Origin of the sequence: Nonomuraea harbinensis, from assembly GCF_019396385.1 — a bacterium.
In the GTDB taxonomy this organism is placed as follows: domain Bacteria; phylum Actinomycetota; class Actinomycetes; order Streptosporangiales; family Streptosporangiaceae; genus Nonomuraea; species Nonomuraea ferruginea.
This window is the reverse complement of sequence record NZ_JAHKRN010000052.1, coordinates 1-23,330: the sequence shown is the minus strand read 5'-3', so window position 1 is coordinate 23,330 and position 23,330 is coordinate 1. Positions and strand designations below refer to the sequence as shown.

23 protein-coding genes are annotated in these 23,330 nt (G+C 71.5%); 9 read left to right on the top strand and 14 right to left on the bottom strand.

Going from position 1 to position 23,330, the window contains the following annotated elements; genetic code table 11:
• Positions 1 to 16: 16 nt before the first annotated feature.
• From KME79_RS36345 to KME79_RS36335, 3 genes are read right to left on the bottom strand one after another with little or no spacing between them, the layout of a single operon-like run.
• Positions 17 to 1,012 carry an LLM class flavin-dependent oxidoreductase gene (locus KME79_RS36345; protein WP_219549872.1) on the bottom strand — a complete coding sequence of 332 codons (996 nt, stop codon included), beginning with the start codon at positions 1,010 to 1,012 and terminating at the stop codon, positions 17 to 19.
• Between the two features lie 13 nt (positions 1,013 to 1,025).
• Complete coding sequence (rnhB, locus tag KME79_RS36340; RefSeq protein ID WP_219549870.1) at positions 1,026 to 1,697, bottom strand: ribonuclease HII; 672 nt, start codon at positions 1,695 to 1,697, stop codon at positions 1,026 to 1,028.
• 11 nt (positions 1,698 to 1,708) lie between these two features.
• A complete protein-coding gene (locus KME79_RS36335; RefSeq protein ID WP_219549868.1) occupies positions 1,709 to 2,644 on the bottom strand; it encodes a LysR family transcriptional regulator in 936 nt (311 codons plus the stop codon).
• A 79-nt stretch (positions 2,645 to 2,723) separates the two neighbouring features.
• Here KME79_RS36335 and KME79_RS36330 point away from each other — a divergent pair, with 79 nt between their 5' ends.
• Positions 2,724 to 3,971: a pyridoxal phosphate-dependent aminotransferase gene (locus tag KME79_RS36330; protein ID WP_219549866.1), complete on the top strand. Its 1,248-nt coding sequence runs from the start codon at positions 2,724 to 2,726 to the stop codon at positions 3,969 to 3,971.
• A gap of 254 nt (positions 3,972 to 4,225) precedes the next feature.
• Complete coding sequence (locus tag KME79_RS36325) at positions 4,226 to 7,246, top strand: AfsR/SARP family transcriptional regulator (protein WP_219549864.1); 3,021 nt, start codon at positions 4,226 to 4,228, stop codon at positions 7,244 to 7,246.
• Positions 7,247 to 7,546: 300 nt separating this feature from the next.
• On the opposite strand, the gene KME79_RS36320 is transcribed toward KME79_RS36325, so the two are convergent.
• On the bottom strand, positions 7,547 to 8,944 hold the full coding sequence (locus tag KME79_RS36320) for a DUF7059 domain-containing protein (protein WP_219549862.1): 1,398 nt from the start codon (positions 8,942 to 8,944) through the stop codon (positions 7,547 to 7,549).
• A 154-nt stretch (positions 8,945 to 9,098) separates the two neighbouring features.
• Between KME79_RS36320 and KME79_RS36315 the strand changes: the two genes are divergently transcribed.
• The gene (locus KME79_RS36315) at positions 9,099 to 9,401 is read left to right on the top strand and encodes a hypothetical protein (protein WP_261808992.1); all 303 of its coding nucleotides are present in this window, start codon (positions 9,099 to 9,101) and stop codon (positions 9,399 to 9,401) included.
• A 6-nt stretch (positions 9,402 to 9,407) separates the two neighbouring features.
• Here KME79_RS36315 and KME79_RS36310 read toward each other — a convergent pair whose 3' ends face one another.
• Positions 9,408 to 10,007, bottom strand: coding sequence for a TetR/AcrR family transcriptional regulator (locus tag KME79_RS36310; RefSeq protein WP_219549860.1), 600 nt, complete (start codon positions 10,005 to 10,007; stop codon positions 9,408 to 9,410).
• A complete protein-coding gene (locus KME79_RS36305) occupies positions 10,004 to 10,540 on the bottom strand; it encodes a GNAT family N-acetyltransferase (RefSeq protein WP_148036009.1) in 537 nt (178 codons plus the stop codon). Before KME79_RS36305 ends, KME79_RS36310 begins: the two co-directional genes overlap by 4 nt.
• 60 nt (positions 10,541 to 10,600) lie before the next feature.
• Here KME79_RS36305 and KME79_RS36300 point away from each other — a divergent pair, with 60 nt between their 5' ends.
• The 4 genes from KME79_RS36300 to KME79_RS36285 all read left to right on the top strand — a co-directional run bounded on the left by KME79_RS36300 (position 10,601) and on the right by KME79_RS36285 (position 14,081).
• Positions 10,601 to 11,062, top strand: a complete 462-nt coding sequence (locus KME79_RS36300; RefSeq protein ID WP_219549858.1) for a winged helix-turn-helix transcriptional regulator — start codon at positions 10,601 to 10,603, stop codon at positions 11,060 to 11,062.
• Between the two features lie 42 nt (positions 11,063 to 11,104).
• The gene (locus tag KME79_RS36295) at positions 11,105 to 11,890 is read left to right on the top strand and encodes an SURF1 family cytochrome oxidase biogenesis protein (protein ID WP_219549856.1); all 786 of its coding nucleotides are present in this window, start codon (positions 11,105 to 11,107) and stop codon (positions 11,888 to 11,890) included.
• 10 nt (positions 11,891 to 11,900) lie between these two features.
• The gene (locus KME79_RS36290) at positions 11,901 to 12,629 is read left to right on the top strand and encodes a tyrosine-protein phosphatase (RefSeq protein ID WP_219549854.1); all 729 of its coding nucleotides are present in this window, start codon (positions 11,901 to 11,903) and stop codon (positions 12,627 to 12,629) included.
• Between the two features lie 252 nt (positions 12,630 to 12,881).
• Complete coding sequence (locus tag KME79_RS36285; RefSeq protein ID WP_219549852.1) at positions 12,882 to 14,081, top strand: amidohydrolase family protein; 1,200 nt, start codon at positions 12,882 to 12,884, stop codon at positions 14,079 to 14,081.
• Here KME79_RS36285 and KME79_RS36280 read toward each other — a convergent pair.
• The 3 genes from KME79_RS36280 to KME79_RS36270 form a co-directional block, all read right to left on the bottom strand.
• Positions 14,078 to 14,437 (bottom strand): YkvA family protein, encoded by a 360-nt coding sequence (locus tag KME79_RS36280; protein WP_219549850.1) that lies wholly within the window; start codon positions 14,435 to 14,437, stop codon positions 14,078 to 14,080. The genes KME79_RS36285 and KME79_RS36280 overlap by 4 nt on opposite strands.
• Positions 14,438 to 14,499: 62 nt before the next feature.
• On the bottom strand, positions 14,500 to 15,456 hold the full coding sequence (locus KME79_RS36275) for an LLM class F420-dependent oxidoreductase (protein WP_148036003.1): 957 nt from the start codon (positions 15,454 to 15,456) through the stop codon (positions 14,500 to 14,502).
• 33 nt (positions 15,457 to 15,489) lie between these two features.
• Positions 15,490 to 16,158: a TetR/AcrR family transcriptional regulator gene (locus KME79_RS36270; RefSeq protein ID WP_219549848.1), complete on the bottom strand. Its 669-nt coding sequence runs from the start codon at positions 16,156 to 16,158 to the stop codon at positions 15,490 to 15,492.
• A gap of 284 nt (positions 16,159 to 16,442) precedes the next feature.
• On the opposite strand from KME79_RS36270, the gene KME79_RS36265 reads away from it, so the two are divergent.
• Positions 16,443 to 17,165: a hypothetical protein gene (locus tag KME79_RS36265; protein ID WP_148036001.1), complete on the top strand. Its 723-nt coding sequence runs from the start codon at positions 16,443 to 16,445 to the stop codon at positions 17,163 to 17,165.
• Positions 17,166 to 17,189: 24 nt separating this feature from the next.
• On the opposite strand, the gene KME79_RS36260 is transcribed toward KME79_RS36265, so the two are convergent.
• The 5 genes from KME79_RS36260 to KME79_RS36240 all read right to left on the bottom strand — a co-directional run bounded on the left by KME79_RS36260 (position 17,190) and on the right by KME79_RS36240 (position 21,078).
• On the bottom strand, positions 17,190 to 18,248 hold the full coding sequence (locus tag KME79_RS36260; RefSeq protein ID WP_219549846.1) for an aspartate-semialdehyde dehydrogenase: 1,059 nt from the start codon (positions 18,246 to 18,248) through the stop codon (positions 17,190 to 17,192).
• Positions 18,245 to 19,519, bottom strand: a complete 1,275-nt coding sequence (locus tag KME79_RS36255) for an aspartate kinase (RefSeq protein ID WP_148035999.1) — start codon at positions 19,517 to 19,519, stop codon at positions 18,245 to 18,247. Before KME79_RS36255 ends, KME79_RS36260 begins: the two co-directional genes overlap by 4 nt.
• An 83-nt stretch (positions 19,520 to 19,602) precedes the next feature.
• Positions 19,603 to 20,133, bottom strand: coding sequence for a DUF5063 domain-containing protein (locus KME79_RS36250; RefSeq protein ID WP_148035998.1), 531 nt, complete (start codon positions 20,131 to 20,133; stop codon positions 19,603 to 19,605).
• Entirely contained in the window at positions 20,126 to 20,725 is a 600-nt protein-coding gene (recR, locus tag KME79_RS36245) for a recombination mediator RecR (RefSeq protein WP_148035997.1), read from the bottom strand. Before recR ends, KME79_RS36250 begins: the two co-directional genes overlap by 8 nt.
• Positions 20,726 to 20,727: 2 nt before the next feature.
• Positions 20,728 to 21,078 carry a YbaB/EbfC family nucleoid-associated protein gene (locus tag KME79_RS36240; RefSeq protein ID WP_187281561.1) on the bottom strand — a complete coding sequence of 117 codons (351 nt, stop codon included), beginning with the start codon at positions 21,076 to 21,078 and terminating at the stop codon, positions 20,728 to 20,730.
• Positions 21,079 to 21,418: 340 nt separating this feature from the next.
• Between KME79_RS36240 and KME79_RS36235 the strand changes: the two genes are divergently transcribed.
• Positions 21,419 to 22,858 carry a helix-turn-helix domain-containing protein gene (locus tag KME79_RS36235; RefSeq protein ID WP_187281560.1) on the top strand — a complete coding sequence of 480 codons (1,440 nt, stop codon included), beginning with the start codon at positions 21,419 to 21,421 and terminating at the stop codon, positions 22,856 to 22,858.
• The last annotated feature ends 472 nt before the right edge of the window (positions 22,859 to 23,330 follow it).

Sequence of the window (23,330 nt, the reverse complement as noted above, 5' to 3'; positions counted from 1 at the left end):
CCGGTGGGCGACCCGCCTACCGGAGGCGCGGCAGCACCTCAGCGCCCAGCCGCCGGACGTTCTCCACCACCCGCTCCCGGTCTCCCGCGCCCTCCACCATGAGCAGGAACCTCTCGACGCCGGTCGCCTCGGCCGTGCGGGTCAGCCGTTCCACGCAGAGCTCCGGTGAACCGACCGGGTGGATGCGGGTGAGGAGGTCCACGTACGCGCCGACGTCCCTGGGCGGGCGCGGCCGGCCGTCCACCGGCACGTAACCGGCGAGCCCCGGCTCCAGCCAGGCGGGCATCGCCCGCTTCAGCTCCCCGACCGCCTCCGGCGTGCTGTCGGCGACGTGCGCCACCGCCGCCGCCACGTGCCCCTGGCCCGCCCCGGCGTGGCCCGTGCCCTCGGCTCGCCGAGCGTAGTCGCTGACCATGGCGGCCTTCTCCGCGTCCCCGACGTGCATGCCGAGCAGCATCGGCAGGCCCCGGTCGGCCGCCAGCGCGGCCGTCGCCCCGGACGTGCAGGCCACGACGGGCCGCATCCGGGCCGCGGGCACCAGGTTCACCTCGCGGAAGGCGAAGAACTCGCCGCCGGCCTTGACCGGCCCGCCCGACAGCGCGGCGGTGAGCAGGTCCAGCGCCTCGGGGAAGCCGCGCTCGAACCGCGCCGGCCCGGTGCCGAACACCTCCAGGTCCACCCACGGCCCGCCCCTGCCGACGCCCAGCGTGAACCGGCCGCCCGACAGGTGGTGGAGCATCGCCGCCTGCTCGGCCAGCGCGATCGGGTGCTGCGTGGACAGCACGCTCACCGCGGTGCCGAGGCCGATGCGCGAGGTCCTGCCGGTCGCCACCGCCGCCAGCGTGGTGGGCGACGGGCAGACGCCGTAGGACATGAAGTGGTGTTCGGCGATCCACGCCTCGTCGAACCCGGCCCGCTCCGCGGCCACGATCAGGTCGACGGTGTCGGCCAGGACCTGCCCTGGCTCGCGGCCGGGAAAGCCGGCCGCGATGAGGAAGATGCCGATGCGCACCTCTCCGATGATGTCAGCCGAAGAGGCTGACCTGCCCCTCCCCCACGGCTGGATCCCGGTGTCGCTTCAGGTGCCGCCACGCGGGCAGGTCGTCGAGGTACGACCAGGAAAGCCGGTGATGCGGTGTCGGCCCGAGCCGGGCCAGCGCCTCCTGGTGGAGCGGCGACGGGTAGCCGGCGCTCTCCGCGAACCCGTACTCCGCGAACCCGATCGCCGCCATGTGAGCGTCCCTGCGGACCTTGGCCAGCACCGACGCGGCGGCCACCGACACGCTGGCCGCGTCGCCCCTGACCTCCAGCCGCACCCGCCAGGGCGGGCCGATGTAGTCGTGCTTGCCGTCGAGGATCACCGCGTCGGGCCTGACCGGCAGCGCCTCCAGCGCCCGCCTGGCCGCCCTGCGCAGCGCCTCGGTCATGCCCAGCTCGTCGATCTCCAGGTGGGACGCCTCGCCGAAGCCGACGCCCGCCGCCCACGGCTCCAGCTCGGCCGCCACCGCCTCGCGCCTGGCCGCGGTGAGCCGCTTGGAGTCGGTCAGCGCGGCCGGCGGCTCCCCGTCGCCCGCGACCACGGCGCAGACGGTGACCGGGCCCGCCCAGGCGCCCCGGCCCACCTCGTCCACGCCCGCGACCGTGCGGATGCTCGGCTGGGACAGCAGCAGGTGCTCGATGTCGTACGAGGGCGGCATGGCCCCAGAGGCTACCGGGCCGCGAGCCGTACGGCGGCGAGGTCGGCGGCGATGAGCCGGGCCGCGACGTGGATCGCGCGCAGCGTGACCGAGACCGAGGGCCGGTTCACGCTGGAGGCGCGGGCGACGGCGAGCACCTCGCGGGCCACCGGGTTGCCGGGGAAGTCGCGCACCGACAGCCCGCGCACCCCGGCGGCCAGCGCCAGCGCGGGCACGGCGGCGATGCCGATGCCCTTGGCCACCAGCGACAGGATCGTGCCGAGGCCCTCGAACTCCCACGGGACCGGCTTGGTGCCGCCCACGTCCATCAGCAGCCGGTCCATCGCCAGCCTGGACGGCTCGCCGTCGGGGGTGGCCATCCACGGCTCGTCGCGCAGTTCGCGCAGGTCGAGCGGCACTTCCGGGTCGGCGAGCCGGTGCTTGCGCGGCACCACGAGCACGAGCGGGTCGGACAGCAGCGGGAAGACGCGCAGGTTGTCGCTGTCGGCGGCTCGCCCGTACCAGTCGTCGACCAGGGCGATGTCCACCTCACCCGATTGCACCTCGCGCATTCCCCGTCCGGACCGGCTCTGCCGCAGGCGGAGCGTGAGTTCGGTGTGGCGGCGGAGGGAGCGGGCGAGCGCCGGGGCGAATGCCACCGCCGCTGTGGGGAAGGCGGTGACCACGACGCGCCCGGCGGGACTCCCCGCGTGGGCCGACAGGTCTGATTCCGCCTCTTCGACCATGGAAAGGATGCGTTCCGCGTGGGCCACGAGCCGCCGTCCGGCGTCGGTGAGTTCAGCGCTTCTGGCCGTCCGGTCGATGAGGGAGGTGCCCGCCTCGCGTTCCAGCGCCGCCAGCTGCTGGGAGACCGCGGAGGGACTGTAGCCGAGGGATTCGGCGGTCCCGGCGATGCTGCCCCGGCGGGCGAACTCGCAGATCAACATCAAACGCCGCAGATCAAGCATCAGACTTCCTTATGCCTACCCACAACAAGCCTCGCTTGTACTGATGCCTTCATCCAACCACCCTGGGAACGTGACAAACATGGCTGTGACTCTGTCTGCCACCCTGGCGGCGAACGAGGACATCGAGCGAAGACGACGCGCCGGGGAACGCGTGCTGAACCTGGCCTTCGGTGAGGCCGGTCTGCCCGTCCACCCGGCGCTGCGCGAGCAGCTGGCCGCCGCATCCCATCGCAACGGCTACGGGCCGGTCGCGGGGGCGGCCGGACTCCGCGGCGCGGCAGCGGGCTACTGGACTCGACGGGGGCTCATCACCGACCCCGAGCAGGTCGTCTGCGGGCCCGGCAGCAAGTCGCTGCTGTACGGGCTGCTGCTGGCGATCGGCGGTGACGTCGTCCTGACGATGCCCAGCTGGGTCAGCTACGCGGCGCAGGCCGATCTGGTCGGCTCCAGCCCGATCCTGCTGCCCCCGCCGCCGGGCGAGGGCGGCGTGCCGGATCCCGACCTGGTGGCCGAGGCCGTGCGCGGCGCCCGCGCGCGGGGCAGGACCGTACGCTCCGTGCTGGTGACGCTGCCGGACAACCCGACGGGGATGCTCGCGCCGAGGCGGACCATCAGCCGGCTGGTGGAGGTCGCCCGCGAGCTGGACCTCTACGTCATCTCCGACGAGATCTACCGCGATCTGCTGCACGATCCCGGCCAGGAGTACACCTCGCCCGCCGACCTCGCGCCCGAGCGCACGCTGATCACGACCGGGCTCAGCAAGAGCCTGGCGCTGGGCGGCTGGCGGATCGGCGTGGCCAGGCTCCCCGACGGCGCCGACGACCTGCGCGGACGGTTGCTCGCCGTGGCCAGCGAGATCTGGTCCGCGCCGGCCGCGCCGGTGCAGGAGGCGGCCGTCTACGCCTTCACCGATCCGCCCGAGCTGACCGAGCGCATCACGCGCAGCGGGCGCCTGCACGGCACCGTGGCGCACGCCGTCCGCGACCGGTTCCTGGCGATCGGCGCGTCCGTGCCGGCTCCGCAGGGCGGTTTCTACCTCTACCCCGACCTGGGCCACCTGGGCCTCGGCGGCTCGGCGGAGATCACCCGGCTCCTGCTCGACACGCACGGCATCGGCGTGCTGCCGGGCCACGCGTTCGGCGACGACCCGGCCGCCGCGCGGGTCCGCGTCGCGGTCAGCCTCCTGTACGGGGAGACGCACGAGGAGCGCATGGCCGCGCTGGAGAGCTCCGACCCGCTCCGGCTGCCGTGGATCAAGGCCAGCCTGGACCATCTGGCCCTGGGCCTGGCGGAGCTGTCGCTGACGCGCCCCGCCCTGGTCTCCTGACCCCTTCAGACATGCGGAGGCCCCGCCCTGTCCCCCCAGGGCGGGGCCTTCGACGTCTCGGCTGATATGCGCTCCCGATGCGGCCGCCCCCGCGGGCCACACCGTCCTTGTCTGAAGGGTCGCCCGTGAGGCTCAACGGGGAATCAAAGCCGGATCAACGCGAGAATGAAGGAATGGGTTCCTTTCTAGGTGCCGGCTGAGGTTGGATCTATCATTTGGTACCAATTCGTTCCATTGCTGTGGGGACAGGCGGCATGGCTGGTCAGGGAGTCGAGGGCGGGCTGCGGTTCGCCGTGCTGGGTCCCGTCCGTGCCTGGCGCCACGGGCAGGAGCTCGACCTGGGAACCCCGCTGCAGCGCTCCATCCTCGGCATGCTGCTGCTCAAGGAAGGGCGGGCGGTCACCCCCACCGAGATGATCGACGCCATCTGGGGCGAGGAATCACCGCCGCGCGCGCTGGGCGCGCTGCGCACCTACGTCTCCCGGCTGCGTACGGTGCTGGAACCCGACCGGCCCGCCCGCTCGCGCCCGGAGCTGCTGACCTCCGTCGGCAAGGGCTACGCGCTGCGGCTGGCGGCCGACGCCCTGGACCTGACCAGGTTCGAGCGCGGCATCGCGGCGGCCGAATCCGCCCGCAAGAGCGGCCGCCCGCGCGAGGCCGCCGAGAAGATGCGGGCCGCGCTCGCGCTGTTCGAGGGCGAGCCGCTGGCCGGAGCCGTCGGCCCGTACGCCGAGCACCAGCGCGACCGCCTCGTCGAGCGGCGGCTCGGCGTGGTCGAGGCGCTCATGGACGTGGACCTGGAGCTGGGCGACCACGCGGCGGTGGTGGCCGAGCTGATCGCGCTCACCGCCGACCACCCGCTGCGCGAGCGGCTGCGCGCCCAGCTGATGCTGGCCTACTACCGGTGCGGACGGCAGGGCGACGCGCTCAACGTGTTCACCGAGACGCGCGAGGCGCTGATCGACGAGCTGGGCGTCGAGCCGGGGCCGGAGCTGACCGCCCTGCACCAGCGCATCCTGGCCGCCGACCCGACCCTGGCAGCCCCGGCCGCGCCCGCCCACGGGGCCGCCGCCGAGGCCGGGCAGGACGCGCCCGAGCGCGACGAGGAGCCGGCGCCCGAACTTCCCAGGCCCGCCCAGCTCCCGGCGGCCGTCAACGACTTCACCGGGCGCAAGGAGATCGCCGGGCGGCTGCGCTCGCTGCTGTCGGCCCAGTCGTCGGCCGAGGGCGTGCCGGTCGTGGCGATCTGCGGGATAGGCGGCGTGGGCAAGACCACGCTGGCGGTGCACGTGGCGCACGCCACCGGCGACCTGTTCCCCGGCGGCCAGCTCTACGCCGACCTGCGCGGCTACACCGACGAGGCGGCCGACCCCACGTCGGTTCTGGGCTCGTTCCTGCGCGCGCTGGGCATCCCGGCCGACGTGATCCCCGAGAGCCCGGCCGACCGGTCGGCGCTCTACCGGTCGATCCTGGCCGACCGGCGCATCCTCGTGCTGCTCGACAACGCCCGCGACGCCGCCCAGGTCAGCCCGCTGCTGCCGGGCTCACCGGGCTGCGCGGCGATCGTGACCAGCCGGTCCAAGCTCGCCGACCTGCCCTCGGCCAGGCTCGTCGACCTGGACGTGATGGAGCCCGACGAGGCGCTGTCGCTGTTCGCCGCGGTGGCCGGGCCCGAGCGGGTGGCGGCCGAGCACGGCGCCGCCATGGACGTGGTCGCCGCCTGCGGGTTCCTGCCGCTGGCGGTGCGGATCGTCGCGGCCAGGCTGGCCGCCCGCCCGTCGTGGACCGTCGCCTCGCTGGTGCCCCGGCTGGCCGACGAGCAGCGCCGGCTGGACGAGATGCGGGTCGGCAACCTGGCCGTGGAGGCCACGTTCGCGCTCGGCTACGGCCAGCTCGACCAGACGCAGCAGCGCGCCTTCCGGCTGCTGTCGCTGCCCAACGGGCCGGACATCTCGATCGGGGCGGCGGCCGCGCTGCTGTCGATGACCGCGATCGAGGCGGAGGACGTGCTGGAGTCGCTGGTCGACGCGAGCCTGGTGGAGGCGCCCGCGCCCGGCCGCTACCGGTTCCACGACCTGCTCAAGCTGTTCGCCCGGCGGGAGCTGGACAGGGCCGAGCGGCAGCAGGCGCGCACGCTCGCGCTGCGCCGCCTGCTCGGCTTCTACCTGGCCTCGACCCAGTCGGCGCACCGGCTGGCCTACGAGGGCAGCATGATCTCCGACAACCTGGTGGTGGTCGGCAGCGGGCGCACGTTCGGCACCGCCGACGAGGCCGTCGCCTGGCTGATCGTCGAGGGCGACGCGCTGTTCGCCACCATCAACCAGGCCGCCGCCTCCGCCCGCGCGGGCGAGCAGCTGCTGCCCGCCGGCGACCTGCTGGTGGCCATGGAGCCGCTGCTGGAGTCCGGCACCCACACCCGCGAGTTCGACCACGGCACCCGCGCCGTGCTGGCCACCGCGCTCCGGCTCGGCGACCGGGGCAGCGAGCTGCGTGCCCGGTACGTGCTCGGCCGGGTGCTGTTCGCCGGCAACCGGCTGCCGGAGGCCGAGGAGCAGTTCACCCGGGTGCACGAGCTGTCGGCGACCCGCGGAGAGAAGATCGTCACCGGCGAGGTGCTCAACGCGCTGGCGGTCGTGGTGGGCCGGCAGCGCCGCCACACCGAGGCGCTGGCCTGGTTCGAGGCGGCGATGCGCTGGTACCGGGAGAACGGCGTGCCTGCGGGCGAGGCGCTGGTGCTCAGCTACTCGGCCCGCGACCATCTCGGCCTGGGCCGGCCCGAGGACGCCATCGCGGCGGCGGAGAAGGGCCTGGCCATCTTCACCGAGATCGGCAGCGGCGCCGGCACCGCCAGGGCCCGCTACCACCTCGGCATCGTGCTGTCCCGGGTCGGCCGGCTGACCGAGGCCGTCCACCACCACGCCGAATGCCTGGCCTTCTTCCGGGCCGGCAAGCAGCGGGTGTGGGAGCAGCGGGTGTGCTCGCGGCTGGCCGAGACGTTCATCGCCGCCGAACGCTACGAGGACGCGGTGCGCCACGCCGAGCAGGCGCTGGTCGTCTCCCGCGAGATCGGTCATCCGTACGGGGAAGCGCTGTCGCTCACGGTGCTGGGCCGCGCGCTCAAAGGGCTGGGCAGCGCGGCCAGGAGCGCCGAGTGCCTACGTGGGGCCCTCGCCATCTTCACCCGGCTCGGCGCTCCCGAGGCCGGCGACGTCAGGAGCCTGCTCGACAGCGTCCCCGTCGCCGGGAAGGCCGGCGGGAAGGTCGTCGAGTCCTGAGTACAGCTCGTCGTCCAGACGTGTCATCCACACATGGTTAAACAAGGCTGTCCTTTGGGAGTCACGAACCCCCGTGGTCCGTACAGGTGGATCGGCGGCCCGGCCGGCCGCCTGACCACCGCGCGTCGCTAGGGGGCCCGGTCATCCGGATGCTCCGCGCGGCGGCTAGCCGCCTCACAACGGCGACCGGCCGGACCCGACACGGTCCTCGAACCCCCCAGGGCCGCGTCGTGGTCAGAAGTTTCCACGGCGCCGGTCAACAGCCGATCAACGCCGGATCGCAGCCCTCCGGCGGAGCGGTCAGAGGAGGAAGTAGCCCTCGGCGATGAGGGGGCGGATGGCCTCGGTCTGCGGGGCGCCGCCGTCGCCGACCAGTTCGGCGATGACGTTGAGCAGGGGCCCGAGCGCCAGCTCGCCGTCGCACACGCCGGCCAGCGCCGCCTCGACCGTGCCGACCTCGCGGGTGCGGCGCAGCCCGGTGGTCTGGCGCAGCACGATGCGCATCGGGTCCTCCGCGCCGGGCAGCCCGACGCGCTCGTCCAGCAGGCCGTCGGCGGTGCGCAGCCGGACCGACGGCAGGTCCCGCACGCGGTGGGCGGCCGCGATCGCGTCGAGCACGCCGTCCACGTAGTCGCCGACCGGCAGCGCCACCTGGTGGGTGAGCTGCTCGACGCGGACCACCGGGTCGAGGGTGCCGGAGTTGCGCATGCTGATCCAGCCGAAGCCGACCGCCTCGACCTTGTGCTCCTCGAACCAGGCCAGCCACCGGTCGTAGCGCTCGGTGTAACCGGGGGTGCCCTGCTCGGCGGCGTCGCGCAGCCACAGCTCGACGTACTCGGCCGGGTCCTGCACGTCGCGCTGCACCACCCAGGCGTCGCAGCCGCCCTCGCGCAGCCAGCCGCCCACCCGCTCGCGCCAGTCTTCCCCCTCCACGTGCAGCCAGCTGGCCAGGAAGTGGGCCTGGCCGCCGGGGCTGAGATGGCGCGGCGTCTCCCGTACGAGATCGCGGCAGAACGCGTCGCCGCCGGCGCCGGTCTCGCGGTAGGTCAGCGTGCCGCCCGGAGAGATCACGAACGGCGGGTTGGCCACGATCAGGTCGTAGTGCTCGTCCGCGACCGGCTCGAACAGCGAGCCGACGCGGGCGTCCACGCCGGACACGCCCGAGAGCCGCCAGCTCAGCCGGGCCAGCTCGATCGCCCGCGGGTTGACGTCGGTGGCCGTCACGTGAGAGGCCCGGCCGTCGAGCGACACCACCTGCACGCCGCAGCCGGTGCCGAGGTCGAGCGCCCGGTCGGCGGGGCGGCGGGTGACGAGCTGGGCGAGGTTGGCGGACGCGCCGCCCGCGCCGACCACGTGGTCGGGGCGGAGCGCCGGGTCGCCGGGGCGCACCTTGCGGTCGGAGACCACGTAGCCGTCGCTCTCCCAGGGCTGCAGGTGCACGTCGGCGCGGACCGTGTCGCCGTCGGCGCTGACCAGCCCGGACTCCAGGACCACCGCCGGCAGGCTCGCGGCCTCGACGGGAACGCCGAGCCACCAGAGCCGGATCAGCGCGCCGAGCGGGTCGCCGTCGGCGGTGGCGCGCAGGGCCGGGACCAGCTCTTCGCGGGCGAGCGCGGAGGCCGCGACGTCGCCCAGCCGGTCGCGCACGCCGTCCACTGTGTAACCGGTCTCCAGGAGATGATCGCGCAGTCGTTCCACGACACCATCCTTTCACCGTGAACCAACACGCATGATCCGATACTGTCAGTGATCATACTGTTACGAGATACCGCAGCATTCTCCAAGCGAGGCACAAGTGTGGCGGGGTATCTCTTGGATGCTCTCCCCCGCCGTTCGAAGAGGAGCGGATCCCGTGCTCATCCCCTGTCTGGCCTGCGAGGCGCGTTTCGTGCCCGACGACTACTTCGCCGCCTGTTCCGACTACAACCGCGGCCTGGACCTGGTGTCGTGGACGTGCCCGCACTGCGGCAACCGCGACGACCTCCGGGTGCTGCCCGGCGAGCTCGGGTTCGGCTACTCGCGCGGCGGGCGCTTCGACGTCCAGGACCGCGTGCGCGTGCCGGGGCTGCGCCGGCAGCGGGGAGAGCTGCGGCTGGACATCTCGCTCGACGCGGCGAGCTGGAGGGTGCGGACGCGGGTGCGGCAGCCCGCCTGACCGCTGCTAGTCCTCGTCGCGCTGGCGCAGGCTGTGCCAGGCGGCCTCGCCCAGGCCCTTGACCTCTTCGTCGGTCGGGGTGTGCGCGCCGGCGAACCACAGCCGGCAGATCTCCTGCGCCGGCCCGAGCCACAGCACGTAGCACATGGTCGGGGAGACGGGCTGGAGCATGCCGTTCCTCATGTGCGGCCGCCACCAGTCGGACACCTGGCGGAAGAACTCGCGCCGGGCCTCGGCCACCTCGGCGCCGCCCGGCTCCTGCTTGCGCGGCGGGCGCTCGCTGACGAGCAGCCTGGCCCGCTCGGGGTGCTCGCCCGACCAGCGCATGTGGAAGGCGACCACGGCCTCCACACCGTCGCGGGCGTCGTCGTGGCGCCTCAGCTCGGCGACGAACTCCTGCTGGTAGGCCCGGAGCGTCTCGGCGTAGAGCACGCCGAAGACGTGCTCCTTGCTCGCGAAGTGGTGGTAGAAGCTGCCTACGCTCACACCACTCTCGTCACGGAGGCTGGCCAGGGTGGTGGCCGACACCCCATCCTGGCTGAATCGGCGGAGGGCCCCCTCGATGATCCGGGTCCGGCCGTCGCGTCCGTTCTTGGCACTCTTCACACTGTCAATGGTGAGCCACCAGAACCTTGTTCCGCAAATATCTGGGCCTCTCGGATCATAGCGGTCACCTCCACCGATCCGGCGGATACTTTCATCTGCGCACCCGGCCAGATTCTGCGGATCATGCCCAGCACCTTGCGGTTGTCACCGAGCACGTCCATGCCGACGGTGCTGGCCCCGCGCACGGTCGCCCTGGCCAGCAGCGTGTCGATCAGGGCGGGGCCGAGCCCGAACCCCTGCCACTGGTCGGCCACCACCACCGCGATCTCCACGTCGGTCTGGCCGCCCCGGTAGCTCATGGCGTGGCCGACGACCTCTCCCTCCAGCACGGCGACGAGCGCGTCCCTGGTCTCGTTCACCTCGATGAGCGCGCGCACCAGGCTCGCCGCCGGACGGCTGACGCCGGCGAAGAAGCGCAGGGTCTGCGTGTGCAGGGATAGGCCCGTCAGGAAGCGCCGGACGCGCTCGGCGTCGTCGCTCACGGCCGGACGGATCAGCACGCCGCACGGAGGTTCCCCCTGAGTTCCAGACATGAACTCAGCTTGCTTCAGCAGACCTGAGTCTGTCAATTGAACTCAGGTAGAATGTGCGGCATGAACGTGCCTTTCCGGGTGAACAACTGCTCGATCGAGAGCACCCTGGACGTCGTCGGGGAGAAATGGACCTTCCTGGTGCTGCGTGAGGCGTTCAGCGGCGTGAGACGGTTCGCCGACATGCAGTCCAACACCGGCGCGCCGCGCCAGGTGCTCAGCGCCCGGCTGACGCGCCTGGTCGACGAGGGGCTGCTGCGCAAGGTGCCCTACCGCGAGCCGGGCCAGCGGCAACGCGACGAGTACCGGCTGACCGAGAAGGGGCGCGACCTCTATCCGCTGCTGGTCGCGCTCATGCACTGGGGCGACAAGTACCTCACGGGCGAGGAGGGGCCGCCCGTGCTGCTCTCCCACCGCGGCTGCGGCGCCCTCGTCGAGCAGCACTTCCGGTGCGCCGAAGGCCACGAGGTGGGCGGCCCGGGCGAGGTCACCCCGCTGCCGGGAGCTGCGCGGAAGACCGCCTGAGCCGCGTGCGGGACCACCCGCCGCGGTGCCTACCCTTGAAGCGTGTACCGGTTCCTGCTCACACCCCGGTGGATCGCGCTCCACGTCGTCGTGCTGCTCGTGATCCCCGCCTTCGTGCTGCTGGGGCAGTGGCAGTTCGGGCGCTTCGAGGAACGCTCGGCCAACAGCGACCTGGTCACCCGCAACATCGAGAGCGCCCCGGTGCCCCTGGAGACCCTCGTCCAGCCGGGCCGGCCGGCCAAGGAGTCCGACCGGTTCAAGAACGTCACGGTCACCGGCACGTACGACCCCCAGCAGGAGCTCGTCGTGCGCCGTCGGCCGCAGGGCGGGCGGCCGGGCTACTACGTGCTCACTCCCCTGTCCATCGGCGGCGGCCACGCCGTTCTGGTCAACCGGGGCTGGGTCAAGGCGGGCGCCACCGCCGACGAGTATCCCGCGGTGCCGCCGCCGCCCACGGGTGAGGTAACTGTCACCGGGAGGCTACGCCCGAGCGAGACCGAGGCCGGCAGCGGCATCAGGGAGCGGTCCGGGCTGCCGCCCCGGCAGGTGCTGCTCATCAACCCGGCCTCGATCGGCCGGTCCCTGCCGTATCCCCTGCTCGACGGGTACGTCGAGCTGACCGGGCAGGAGCCCGCGGGCGCCGCCGCCCCCGAACCGGTGACCGAGCCCGACGTGGGCGCGGGCGGCGGGCTCAACCTCGCCTACGGCGTGCAGTGGTGGCTCTTCATCGGCATCGCGATCGGCGGCTGGGTGCTGCTCATCAGGCGCGAGGTGGCCGACAGGGCGCAGGAGTCCGTACCCGAGCCGGAGGAAGTCCGCGCCGATTAAGGTGTTGGACGTGATCCGGCACATCAAATTCGCCAACATCCACAATTTTCGTGACGTTGGCGGATATGCCACCGCCGACGGCCGGTCCGTCCGCTGGCAGCGCCTCTACCGCGCCGACTCCCTCGGCTGGCTGGCCGGCGAGGACCTCGACACGTTCCGGGCGCTGCGCGTGCGCACCGTCATCGACCTGCGCCACCCCTTCGAGGCGGAGAAGTACGGCCGGGTCCCCGAGGAGCACGGGCTGGCCTACCACAACCTGCCCATCGAGGGCCGCCGCTGGGACTTCGCCCTCTACGAAGAGGACCGGGGCGTCGCCCGCTACCTGGCGGACCGCTACCTGAAGGTGACCGAGAACGGGGTCGCCAACCTGCGCACCGCCATGGAGACGATCTGCCGCGCCGACAGCGCGCCCGTCGTCGTCCACTGCGCCGCGGGCAAGGACCGCACCGGCCTCCTCCTGGCGATCGTGCTGTCCCTCCTGGGCGTCGCCGAGGACGACATCGTCGCCGACTACGCCCTGACCGGCCTGGCCACCGACCGCTTCATCGCCGACTGGACGGCCCGCCATCCGGACGGAACACTCTGGCCCGGCTTCGGCCTGGCCCCCGCGGAAGCCATGCGCCTGTTCCTCACCGACTTACGCGCCCGCCACAACTCCATAGAGTCATACGCGACGAAAACCCTCGGCCTCGGCGCCGACCCCATCACCGAACTCCGCCAACACCTCCTCACCAACTGACGGGTAGTGCCAGTGCCTGGACTGAGGAGGGAGGGAGCCCCGCGAGGAGCGCCGGTGTCTGGACTGAGGAGGGAGGGAGCGCAGCGACCGAGCGACGAGGGAAGACGCCGGATCTGAGCGACGAGCCGCGATCCGCAGGATCGCAGTCAGCACAGCGCCGCGATCCGAAGGATCGCCAATCAAACACAGCAGATCGCAATTAGAGACCTCGCAGCTTGTTCCACGTTATCCAGCCGTCGTACGGTTACCTGCGTGACTACGCCGCTGCTTCCCGACCCAGAGCCGAGGCGGCGCGACTACGTGATCATTTCCGCCGACGATCATCTGATCGAGCCCCCCGACCTTTTCGAGGACCGGGTGCCGGAGAAATTCGCCGACGTCGCGCCGAAGGTGGTGGAGACCGAGGCCGGTCACCAGGTGTGGCGCTATGGAGGCGCCACCTATCCCTGCGCGGGGCTCGACGTCGGCGCCGGCCTGCCGCGCGAGCAGTGGACGCTCGACCCGGTCAGGTTCGAGAACATGCGCCCCGGCTGCTACGACATCGAGGCCCGCGTCAAGGACATGGACACCGCGGGCGTCTGGGCCGCGCTCTGCTTCCCCGGCATGGTGGCGGGCCAGTCCGGCATGGCCTTCGCCAGGACCCGTGACCAGGAGCTCGGCCTGGCCCTGGTCAAGGCCTACAACGACTGGCACATCGACGTCTGGGCCGGCACCTTCCCCGAGCGGATCATCGGCCTGCAGCTGCCCTGGCTGCCCGACCCCGACGTGGCCGCCAAGGAGATCAGGGCCAACTCGGCGCGCGGTTTCAAGGCCGTGGTGTTCCCCGAGTTCCCGACGCGGCTGCGGCTGCCGTCCATCCACAGCGGCCACTGGGATCCGTTCTTCGCGGCCTGCGAGGAGACCGGCACCGTGGTCGCCCTCCACACCGGCGCGTCGAGCTGGTCGCCGGTGCCGTCGCCCGACACCCCGATCGAGGCGATCACCACGCTGATGCCGACCGGCGCGATGTTCGCGTGCGCCGACTGGCTGTGGTCCGGGCTGCCGCTGCGCTTCCCCAACCTGCGCATCCTCATCGTCGAGGGCGGGGTGGGCTGGCTGCCGATGCTGGCCGATCGGGCCGACTACGCGCTCGACCACCCGGTGACGGGCGGCGAGACGTCGTGGGAGGGCGGGCTGAAGCCCAGCGAGGTGCTGCGCCGCAACTTCTTCTTCGGCACGCTCAACGACCACGCGCTCTCGGGGGTGCGGCTGGCGGTCGGCCTCGACCACGTGCTGCAGGAGAGCGGCTACCCGCACTCCGACTCGACGTGGCCCGACACGCAGAAGGCCGTGGCGCGCAACCTCGGCCCGCTGCCGCCGGCCGACATCGCCAGGGTCGCGTACGGGAACGCCGCGCGGTTGTTCGGCCACCCGCTCCCGTCACGCGCCTGGCTGCGCATGGAGGAGATCTAGCCTTCCTGCGGCCGGGCCTCCACGTGCCCGGTGACGACCTTGCGCTCCCAGTCGACGTAGCGGCCGCTCTCCCCGAGCAGCGACGCCATCAGCCACAGGAACACCCCGAAGTCGTCGGCGACCCCGATCAGGACGAGGAAGTCGGGCACCAGGTCGATGGGCGAGATCATGTAGACCACGCCCATCGCCATGAGCCCCAGCTTGCCCTTGCCCAGCCCGTCGTACCGGCCGCGCATCACGTCGCCGATCATGCGCGGGATCGCCCGCACCCTCGTCATGAAGGACGGGGAGCCCGGCTTGCTCACTTCGCGGTACGTCCGATAGACCGCGGCGGCGCGTGCTGGTTTCGGCTTCATGTGATCCCCTTACCCCGGTTTCACGACATAACGTGTTACCCACGGGGATTGGTTCCTAACGATCAGGCTTTCGGCGCGAGGTCCCGGACGGCCTGGGCGATCGGGGTCTCGCCGGGGATGGGCGCGAGCACGGGCGTGTCGAGGCCGTTGTCCACGTACTCCTGGATCCTGGCCCGGCAGGTGGCCGCGTCGCCGTGCACGATGAGCGCGTCGACGACCTCGTCCGGGATGGCCTGGAGCGCGGCCTTGCGGTCGCCGGCGGCCCACGCCTCGTGCAGCGGCCGCAGCTGCTCGCCGCGGCCCAGCCAGTCGTGGAAGGCCGCGTAGGCGGGCACCGTAAGGTAGCTGGCCAGCATCCAGCGCCCGCGTTCGCGTACCGCGTCCGCGTCCTCGCTGACGCAGACGAACAAGCGGGCGATCAGCTCGGTCTCCGGCCGGACCTCCGCGCGGACCTTGCGCACGTCGTCGGGCGAGAGCCAGTTCGTGATCGCGCCGTCGGCCTCCTCGGCGGCCAGCCGGAGCATCCGGGGCCGGAGGGCGGCGAGCACGATCTTCGGCGCGACCTTCGGCGCCCGCTCCAGCTTGAACCCCTTGACCGCGAACGTCTCGTACGTCTCCGACACCTTCTCGCCGGCCAGGGCGGCCCGCAGGAAGCGCAGGGTGTCGCGGGTGCGCGCGTACGGCTTGGTGAACTCCATCGCGTTCCAGCGCTCCACGATGGCCGGCGAGGACGAGCCGATGCCCAGCACGAACCGCTCCGGCGCCAGGTCGGCCAGCGTCGCGGCGGACATCGCCAGCAGGCCGGGGCCGCGCGTCGAGACGGGCACGATCGCGCTGCCGAGCCGCGTTCCCGGGGCCCACTGCGAGGCCAGGGCCAGGGGCGTGAACCCGTCGGCGCCGTTCACCTCCGCGGACCACAGATCGGTGTAACCGAGCGACGGCAGCTCCTCGATCAGCTCCTTCGACGCGGCGAGCGAACGGTCGTAGAAGGGAATGGTCATGCCCCAGTTCTGCGTCATGCACCGCACCATACCAATCGGTATGTGGTACGCCTATGCCCTGAGCTCGTGCATCGCGGCGATGAAGTCCTTGGTGATGCCGCGCAGCCCCGGCAGGTGCGACATCCCCACCAGCCGGTCGACCAGCGGCACGGTCACCTCGATCAGCCGGTACGTGCGCGCGCACCCCGGCGAGGTGTCGTGCACCCAGAACAGCACCATGCCCATCGACAGCAACCAGAGCAGCTCGGGCAGCTCCTCGCGCAGCTCTGCGTCCATGCGGTCGGCCGCGCCCTCGACCACCTGACGGTAGATGGCGATCGACGCCTCCCTGGCCGGGGAGGACTGGGCGCTGAACGGGCTGAGCGGGTTGGCCGGCTCGGCCGCGTGCTTGAAAAACTTGACGGCGAACGCGTGGTACGGCTCCGAGACCCGTACCCACTCCCGCAGCACGCCACTCAGGCGGGCCGCGAAGGCGCGCTCGGTGGCCAGCAACTCCGCGCAGGCCTCCTCGTGCTCGGCCTGGGCGCGGTCGTAGTACGCCTGGACCAGCGCTTCCTTGCTGTCGAAGTAGTAGTAGGCGTTGCCCACCGACACCCCGGCCTCGGCGGCGATGGCCCGCATCGTCGTCGCCTCGAAGCCACGCTCCCGGAACAGCCTGAGGGCCGTCGCGACGATGACCTCCCGGGTGCTCTCCGATCCTCGGTTTCGGGCTTCGGCCACGTTCGTCACTTTACGGCTTGATGCCGGGTTAGGTCATGAACCCGCACGGTGATCGCAGACACAGGGCAAAGATGCCGCTGAGACAGGGGTCATCTCGTGTGAAGCGTGGGATTGATGATTCCAGCGGAAGGGCTATTCCGCGAAAAGGCACAGACATGTGGATACGTAGGACAGTGCGGCTCTGCGTGGTCGCGCTCTTTGCTATAGAAACTTCCATAATCGCCATGGCCACCGCCGCCTCAGCCACTCCGATCCCTCCCGGTAAGGACCTGGGAGAGGAGCTGGTGCCGATCATTCGCATCGAGGACGCGTTCAAGGCTCCCCGCTGGATCGACTCACTCGAGAGCAGAAACGACGGCCTGGACTGGACGTACGGCGGCGCCCGCTCGCTGGCCCCTCGCCACGAGCATGCCGCGCACCGGATCCGCGAAGCCGGACGGCACGTCCGGGACATCGGCTGGTCCGGCTACCGCGCGGGCCCACCGGCCCACAGGACCAGGTGGCACGACTACGAAGCAGACTGGCGGTCCCGGGCCCACGAGGCGCTGGAGGGCACCGACAGCCGCGGCAAACGGCGCGTGAAGCTGGCCCGGGTCAAGCCCAGGTACGCGACCATGCACCTGTCGCACAGCCACGCCACCCGCTGGCTCAAGCAGGCCGGCCTGCGCTGGACCTCGTCGGGCGGCTGCGCGAACCGGCACGTCCGCCACTGCACCTCGCTCGAATCCGTACGCACCGCGACCGTGCAGCGGATGGTACAGCTCAAGAAGCGCAGCGGCTGCTCCGTCACCGTCACCGGCGGCACCGAGACCGGGCACGCGCCCGGCCGCTTCAGCCACGGCAGCGGCCACAAGCTCGACATCGGGCACAACAAGTGCATCGACCGCTACATCAAGAAGACCGCCGAACCGGCCGGGGTGCGGGGTGACGGCGCCCGGTTGTACCGTTCGCCGTCAGGCACCGTCTTCGCCGACGAGGGCGACCACTGGGACATCCTCTTCAGGTGACGGGCCCGTACCCCGGCCGCTCGGTCAGAACTCGGCGGCGACCAGCTCCGCGATCTCGGCCGCGTTCAGCGCGGCGCCCTTGCGGAGGTTGTCACCGCAGACGAACAGGTCGAGCGTGTTGGGGAAGTCGACCGCCTGGCGGACCCGGCCGACATAGGTCGGGTCGGTGCCGACGACGTCGGCCGGAGTGGGGAAGACGCCGTTGGCGGGGTCGTCCATGAGGACCACCGTCGGCGCCGCCTCCAGCACCCGGTGCGCGTCGGCCACCGTGATCTCGCGCTCGAAGCGCGCGTGCACCGCCAGCGAGTGGGTGGTGATCACCGGCACCCGGACGCAGGTCGCGGAGACCTTCAGGCCGGGGATGCCGAGGATCTTGCGGGACTCGTTGCGGAGCTTGAGCTCCTCCGAGGCCCAGCCACCGTCCTTGTAGGAGCCCGCCCACGGCACCACGTTGAACGCGACGGGCGCGGGGAACGGCGAGTCGTCAGGCAGCTTGTTGGCCAGCGCCTTGCGCACGTCGCCCGCCGCCTGGCCGATCGACCGGTCGCCGGCCAGCGCCTCGACCTCGTCGTAGAGCCTTGCCGAGCCCGCCACGCCGGCGCCGGACACCGCCTGGTAGGAGGCCACCACGAGCTCCTGGAGGCCGTACTCGGCGTGCAGGGCGCCCATGGCCGCCATCATCGACAGCGTGGTGCAGTTGGGCGTCGAGATGATGTTGCGCGGGCGCTGGCGCGCGTCGTGCGGGTTGACCTCCGGCACCACCAGCGGGACGTCGGGGTCCATCCGGAACGTGCCGGACTTGTCGATCACGATCGCGCCCCGCTCCGCGGCGATCGGCACCCACTCGGCCGACACCTCGTCGGGCACGTCGAAGATGGCGATGTCGATGCCGTCGAACACCTCGGGCGCGAGCGCCCGCACGACGACGTCCTCGCCGCGGACCCGAAGCACCTTGCCCGCCGAGCGCGGGGAGGCGACCAGGCGGACCTCGCCCCAGACGTCGTCACGCGACGAGACGATGTCGCGCATGACGGTGCCCACGGCACCGGTCGCGCCGATCAGGGCCAGATTGGGTCTGCTCATCGTCCGGTACCTCCATACACAACGGCTTCGACCTGGTCGACGTCGAGGTCGAAGGCGTGGTGGGCGGCGGCGACCGCCGAGTCCACGTCGTCCTGCCCGACGACCACGGAAATCCGGATCTCCGAGGTGGAGATCATCTCGATGTTGACCCCCGCGTCCGCGAGAGCCGCGAAGAACGTGGCCGTGACGCCGGGGTGGGAACGCATGCCCGCGCCGATCAGCGAGACCTTGCCGATCTGGTCGTCGAACAGCAGCGACTCGAACCCTATCCGGGCCTGGATCTTCTTCAGCGCCGTGAGCGCCGTCTGGCTGTCGGCCGTCGGCAGCGTGAAGGAGATGTCGGTGCGGCCCGTCGCAGCGGCCGAGACGTTCTGCACGATCATGTCGATGTTGACCTCGGCGTCGGCCAGGGTTTTGAAGATCGCGGCAGCCTCACCGACCTTGTCGGGGACCCCGACAACAGTGATCTTGGCCTCGCTCCGGTCGTGTGCCACGCCGGAGATGATCGGCTGCTCCATCTCGGTTCCTTCGGAGTAGGGGTCGGAGACGACCCACGTGCCTTCCTTGTTGCTGTACGAGCTGCGTACGTGGATCGGCAGGTCGAAACGGCGAGCGTACTCGACGCAGCGCAGGTGGAGGATCTTCGCGCCGCAGGCCGCCATCTCCATCATCTCGTCGTAGGAGATGCGCGGGATCCGGCGGGCGGCCGGCACGATGCGCGGGTCGGCGGTGAAGATGCCGTCGACGTCGGTGTAGATCTCGCACACGTCGGCCTCGAGCGCCGCCGCCAGCGCGACCGCGGTGGTGTCGGAGCCGCCGCGGCCGAGCGTGGTGATGTCCTTGGTGTCCTGCGAGACGCCCTGGAAGCCGGCCACGATCGCGATGTGGCCCTGGTCGATGGCCTCCTGGATGCGGCTCGGCGTCACGTCTATGATGCGCGCCTTGCCGTGGGTGGAATTGGTGATCACACCCGCCTGCGAGCCGGTGAACGAGCGCGCCTCGTGGCCGAGGTTGGCGATCGCCATCGCCAGCAGCGCCATCGAGATGCGCTCGCCCGCGGTCAGGAGCATGTCGAGCTCGCGGCCCTGCGGCAGCGGCGACACCTGCTCGGCCAGGTCGAGCAGCTCGTCGGTGGTGTCACCCATGGCGGAGACGATGACGGCGACGTCGTTGCCGGCTTTTTTCGTCGTGACGATACGCTGCGCCACCCTTTTGATGGAGGACGCGTCGGCAACGGACGAACCACCGTACTTCTGCACAACGAGTGCCACGAGAGTCTCCCGATCTGGACTGTGAAAGCCCAGTCTACTTGGGACGTCTCATGCCACTGATGTGCCAGCCACTATGTGGACACCTACCCGGTCGTGACCTCTTCCGCCACGTCGAGCCGCGAGTGCGCGGCCAGGGCCTGCAGCGCGCGCATGGCCGCGCCCGCGTGGTTGCCCCAGGTGTTGAAGTAGGAGTATTGCCACCACCACAGCGCCTCGTGCGGCCGGCCCGCCTGATAGTGGCGCAGTCCGTGGATGAGATCGGCGGCCACCGCCGTCAGGTCGTCGGACAGACGGTAGGGAGTCACCCCGGTGTCCTTGTACGGGTCGAACACCTCGGCGTAGTCGTCGACCGGGCCGAGCCGCTCGGCCAGGGCCGTGCGCACCCCGTCGATGTCGGGATCCTCGCTCAGCGGCGGTTCGTAGTTGCCCGAGAGGATCACGTCGCGGTTGGCGCCGAGCTTGGCGCCCGCCAGGCTCACCTGGGCGACCTCGACCAGGAGCAGCGACCAGATGGCGTCGCCCCCCTCGCCGCCCGCGACCCTCGCCAGGCCGTCGACGTAGTTCTGCGCGTGACCGGCGATCTCCTCCGCCAGCGCTCCCCACTCGTCAGACATCCAGCAGCCTCCGTCCTTCGAACGCGCGGCCCAAGGTCACCTCGTCGGCGTACTCGAGATCACCGCCCACGGGCAGACCGCTGGCCAGTCGTGTCACTTTCACACCCATCGGCTTGACCAGACGGGCAAGGTAGGTAGCCGTCGCCTCACCCTCGAGATTGGGGTCTGTGGCGAGGATGAGCTCCGTCACCCGGCCGTCGGCCAGCCGGGTCATAAGCTCGCGAATCCGCAGGTCGTCGGGGCCGACACCGTCGATCGGGCTGATGGCACCGCCGAGCACGTGGTAGGTGCCGCGGAACTCGCGCGTCTTCTCGATCGCGACGACGTCCTTCGACTCCTCCACCACGCAGATCACGTGAGTGTCGCGGCGCGGGTCGCGGCAGATGCGGCACTCCTCCTCGGAGGCCACGTTGCCGCACACCCGGCAGAACCGGACCTTCTCCTTGACCTCCAGCAACGCGTGCGCCAGCCGCTTGACGTCGGCCGGGTCGGCCGCCAGCAGGTGGAAGGCGATGCGCTGCGCGCTCTTGGGACCTACGCCGGGCAGCAGGCCCAGCTCGTCGATCAGGTTCTGGACGACCCCTTCGTACATCGCTAGAACCCTGGCAGCTGGCCGAGGCCGCCGCCGCCCAGCCCTTGGGCCAGCGGCCCGAGCTTCTCCTGCTGCAGGTCGCCGGCCGCCCTGACGGCGTCGCGCACGGCGGCGATCACCAGGTCGGCGATCGTGTCGGCAGTGTCCTGCGCGTCTCCGGCGTCGATGACACTCGGATCGATCTTGAGCTCCAGCAGCTCGCCCGAGCCGTTGACGACGGCGGTGACCATCCCGCCGCCGGCCGAGCCCTCGATCTGCGCGTCGTTGAGCTCCTGCTGGGCGCTCACGAGCTGCTGCTGCATGAGCTGGGCCTGCTCCAGCAGCTGCTGCAGGTTGACATCCCCTGGGTTCACCGTCGTGCGCTCCTCGTGGCTCCGCGTTCTTGACTGCCACGAGCCTACGGTGTTTGGGCCTCGGCATGTACTGGAGGCTTGCAGGTGTTTCGCTCCCGGGCCGTGAATCCGGACATCTTCTTGGCCGGGTCCCGGCCCCCCTCCAGCGTCCGGGACCCGGCCAATCGCGTCGACCGGAGCGGCCGCACCACGCCGACGCGGTACGCCGGAACGCTAGCGGCAGTGACGTTGCACACACGTTGCTATCGTTCAATCACCCTCGGCAATCCCCTGAACTGCTTGCGCGGGCGGCACCCCAACGCGGATGCTCCCCCTAGGGGACGATTACTTGGAGTGGCTGATGAGTTACGCTCACCTTGACGCATACTCCCGCCGTCTGCAGGCCGCGCACGAGGTGGTGACCGCTGCCGCCCCGGTTCCCGCAGGCCCGCGCAAGCTGATCCGCGACTCCTGGCGCCGCTCGCTCGCCGCCGGCATCGACCCCGACGCCCCCGGCGCGCCCGCCGCCCACGACCCCGGGCAGGTGAAGAACGCGTTCGAGACCCACCCCCTGCGGCCCCTGCTCCCGCTCATCAAGCAGACCCTGCGCACGGTCGCGGACGAGGGCGAGCACATCATGGTCCTCACCGACCGCGAGGGCCGCGTGCTGTGGCGCGACGGCCACACCGCCACCATGCGCCGCGCCGACGAGGTCGGCCTCGCCGGCGGCTACCGCTGGGCCGAGGAGGCCGCCGGCACCAACGGCATCGGCACCGCGCTCGCGCTCAGGCGGCCTGTTCACGTCTACTCCGAAGAGCACCTCATGCGCGTGCTGCGCGTCTGGTCCTGCAGCGCCGCCCCCATCACCGACCCGGAGACCGGGCAGCTCCTCGGCTGCGTCGACGTCAGCGGCACCGCGCCCAGCCTCCACCCCGCCACCGTCGCCCTCGTGGCCGCCACCGCGAAGCTGGCCGAGACCCAGCTCGCGCTCCGCATGCGCGACCACGACGATTCCCTGCGCCGCCGCTACGAGTCGCTCCGCGCCCGCCCCGCCGTGCTGCTCTCCGCCGGCGGCCGGGTCATCGCCGGCGACCCCGGCGGCCAGCTCGGGCCGCGCCTCCAGCTTCCCGTCACCGGCGAGCGCATGATCCTGCGCGACGGGCGGATCGCGCTCCTGGAGCCGTTCTCCGACGGATACCTGCTGCGCGCCACCTCCAACACCGCCTCCACACCCGCCGCGCTCGCCCTCACCTTCCTCGGCGACGGCCCGCCGACGGCCATCGTCGGCGGCCGCAAGGTGCTGCTCTCCCTCCGCCACGCCGAGATCCTCGCCATCCTGGCGCTCCACCCGCGCGGCCTCACGGCCGAGCAGCTCTCCTTCCACCTGTACGGCGACCTCGGCAACCCGGTCACCATCCGCGCCGAGATCCACCGGCTGCGCACCCAGTTGGACGTCCCCATCGACGCCAAGCCCTACCACCTGGCCTGCCCCGTCGAGGCCGACTTCCTGGACCTGCGCCGCCTCCTGGCCGCCGACCACCCCGCCTCCCTGGTGGCCCGCGCCTACCCCGGCCCCCTGCTGGCCCGCTCCGAGTCCCCCGAGATCCGCCGCGAGCGCGACGAACTGGAGGTCCTGGTACGCACCTGCCTCCTCCAGCGCGGCGCCCCCGAGGACCTGTGGACATACGCCCAGACGATGAACGGCCGCGAGGACTTCCAGCTCCTCGAACGCCTCACCTCCAGCCTCCCCCAGGCAGACCCCCGCGCCGCCGCCGCCCGCGCCCGCCTGCGCGCCCCTTGACCCCTCACACACCGCGAAACCCCTACGGCGCTCACTGAAGGCACACCCCGCCGCCCGCCCCCCGCACGGCCGTCACCCACCTCAGACCTGAGAACCCCCGCGGCACTCACCCCACGACCCCCCGCGCGGCCCCATTTGCCGTCTCCGCCCGCACGGCAAGCCCCGCGCCGAATCACAAACACGCCGCGCCCGTACGACCGGGAGTACAAGCATCCCGAAGCCCGACCTGCGGCCATGTGAAAGGTGGGACCGATTACCGGCTCCGACGTGCCGCCCGTACAGCTACCGACCCTTCCGTACGACCGCGCGCGAGTATCAGGAAGACGCACCCGAAGCGGCCCTCTTAGAGGACGATCCGTGAGCCTATGCCCGTGATGTCGTAGTGTGATCGAGTGAATCTGTAGCGTTATGCCCGGCTGGTGAGCGTGGACGTGTTGAGATAGCCGGGTGAGTGAACGCAAGCCGTACGCGA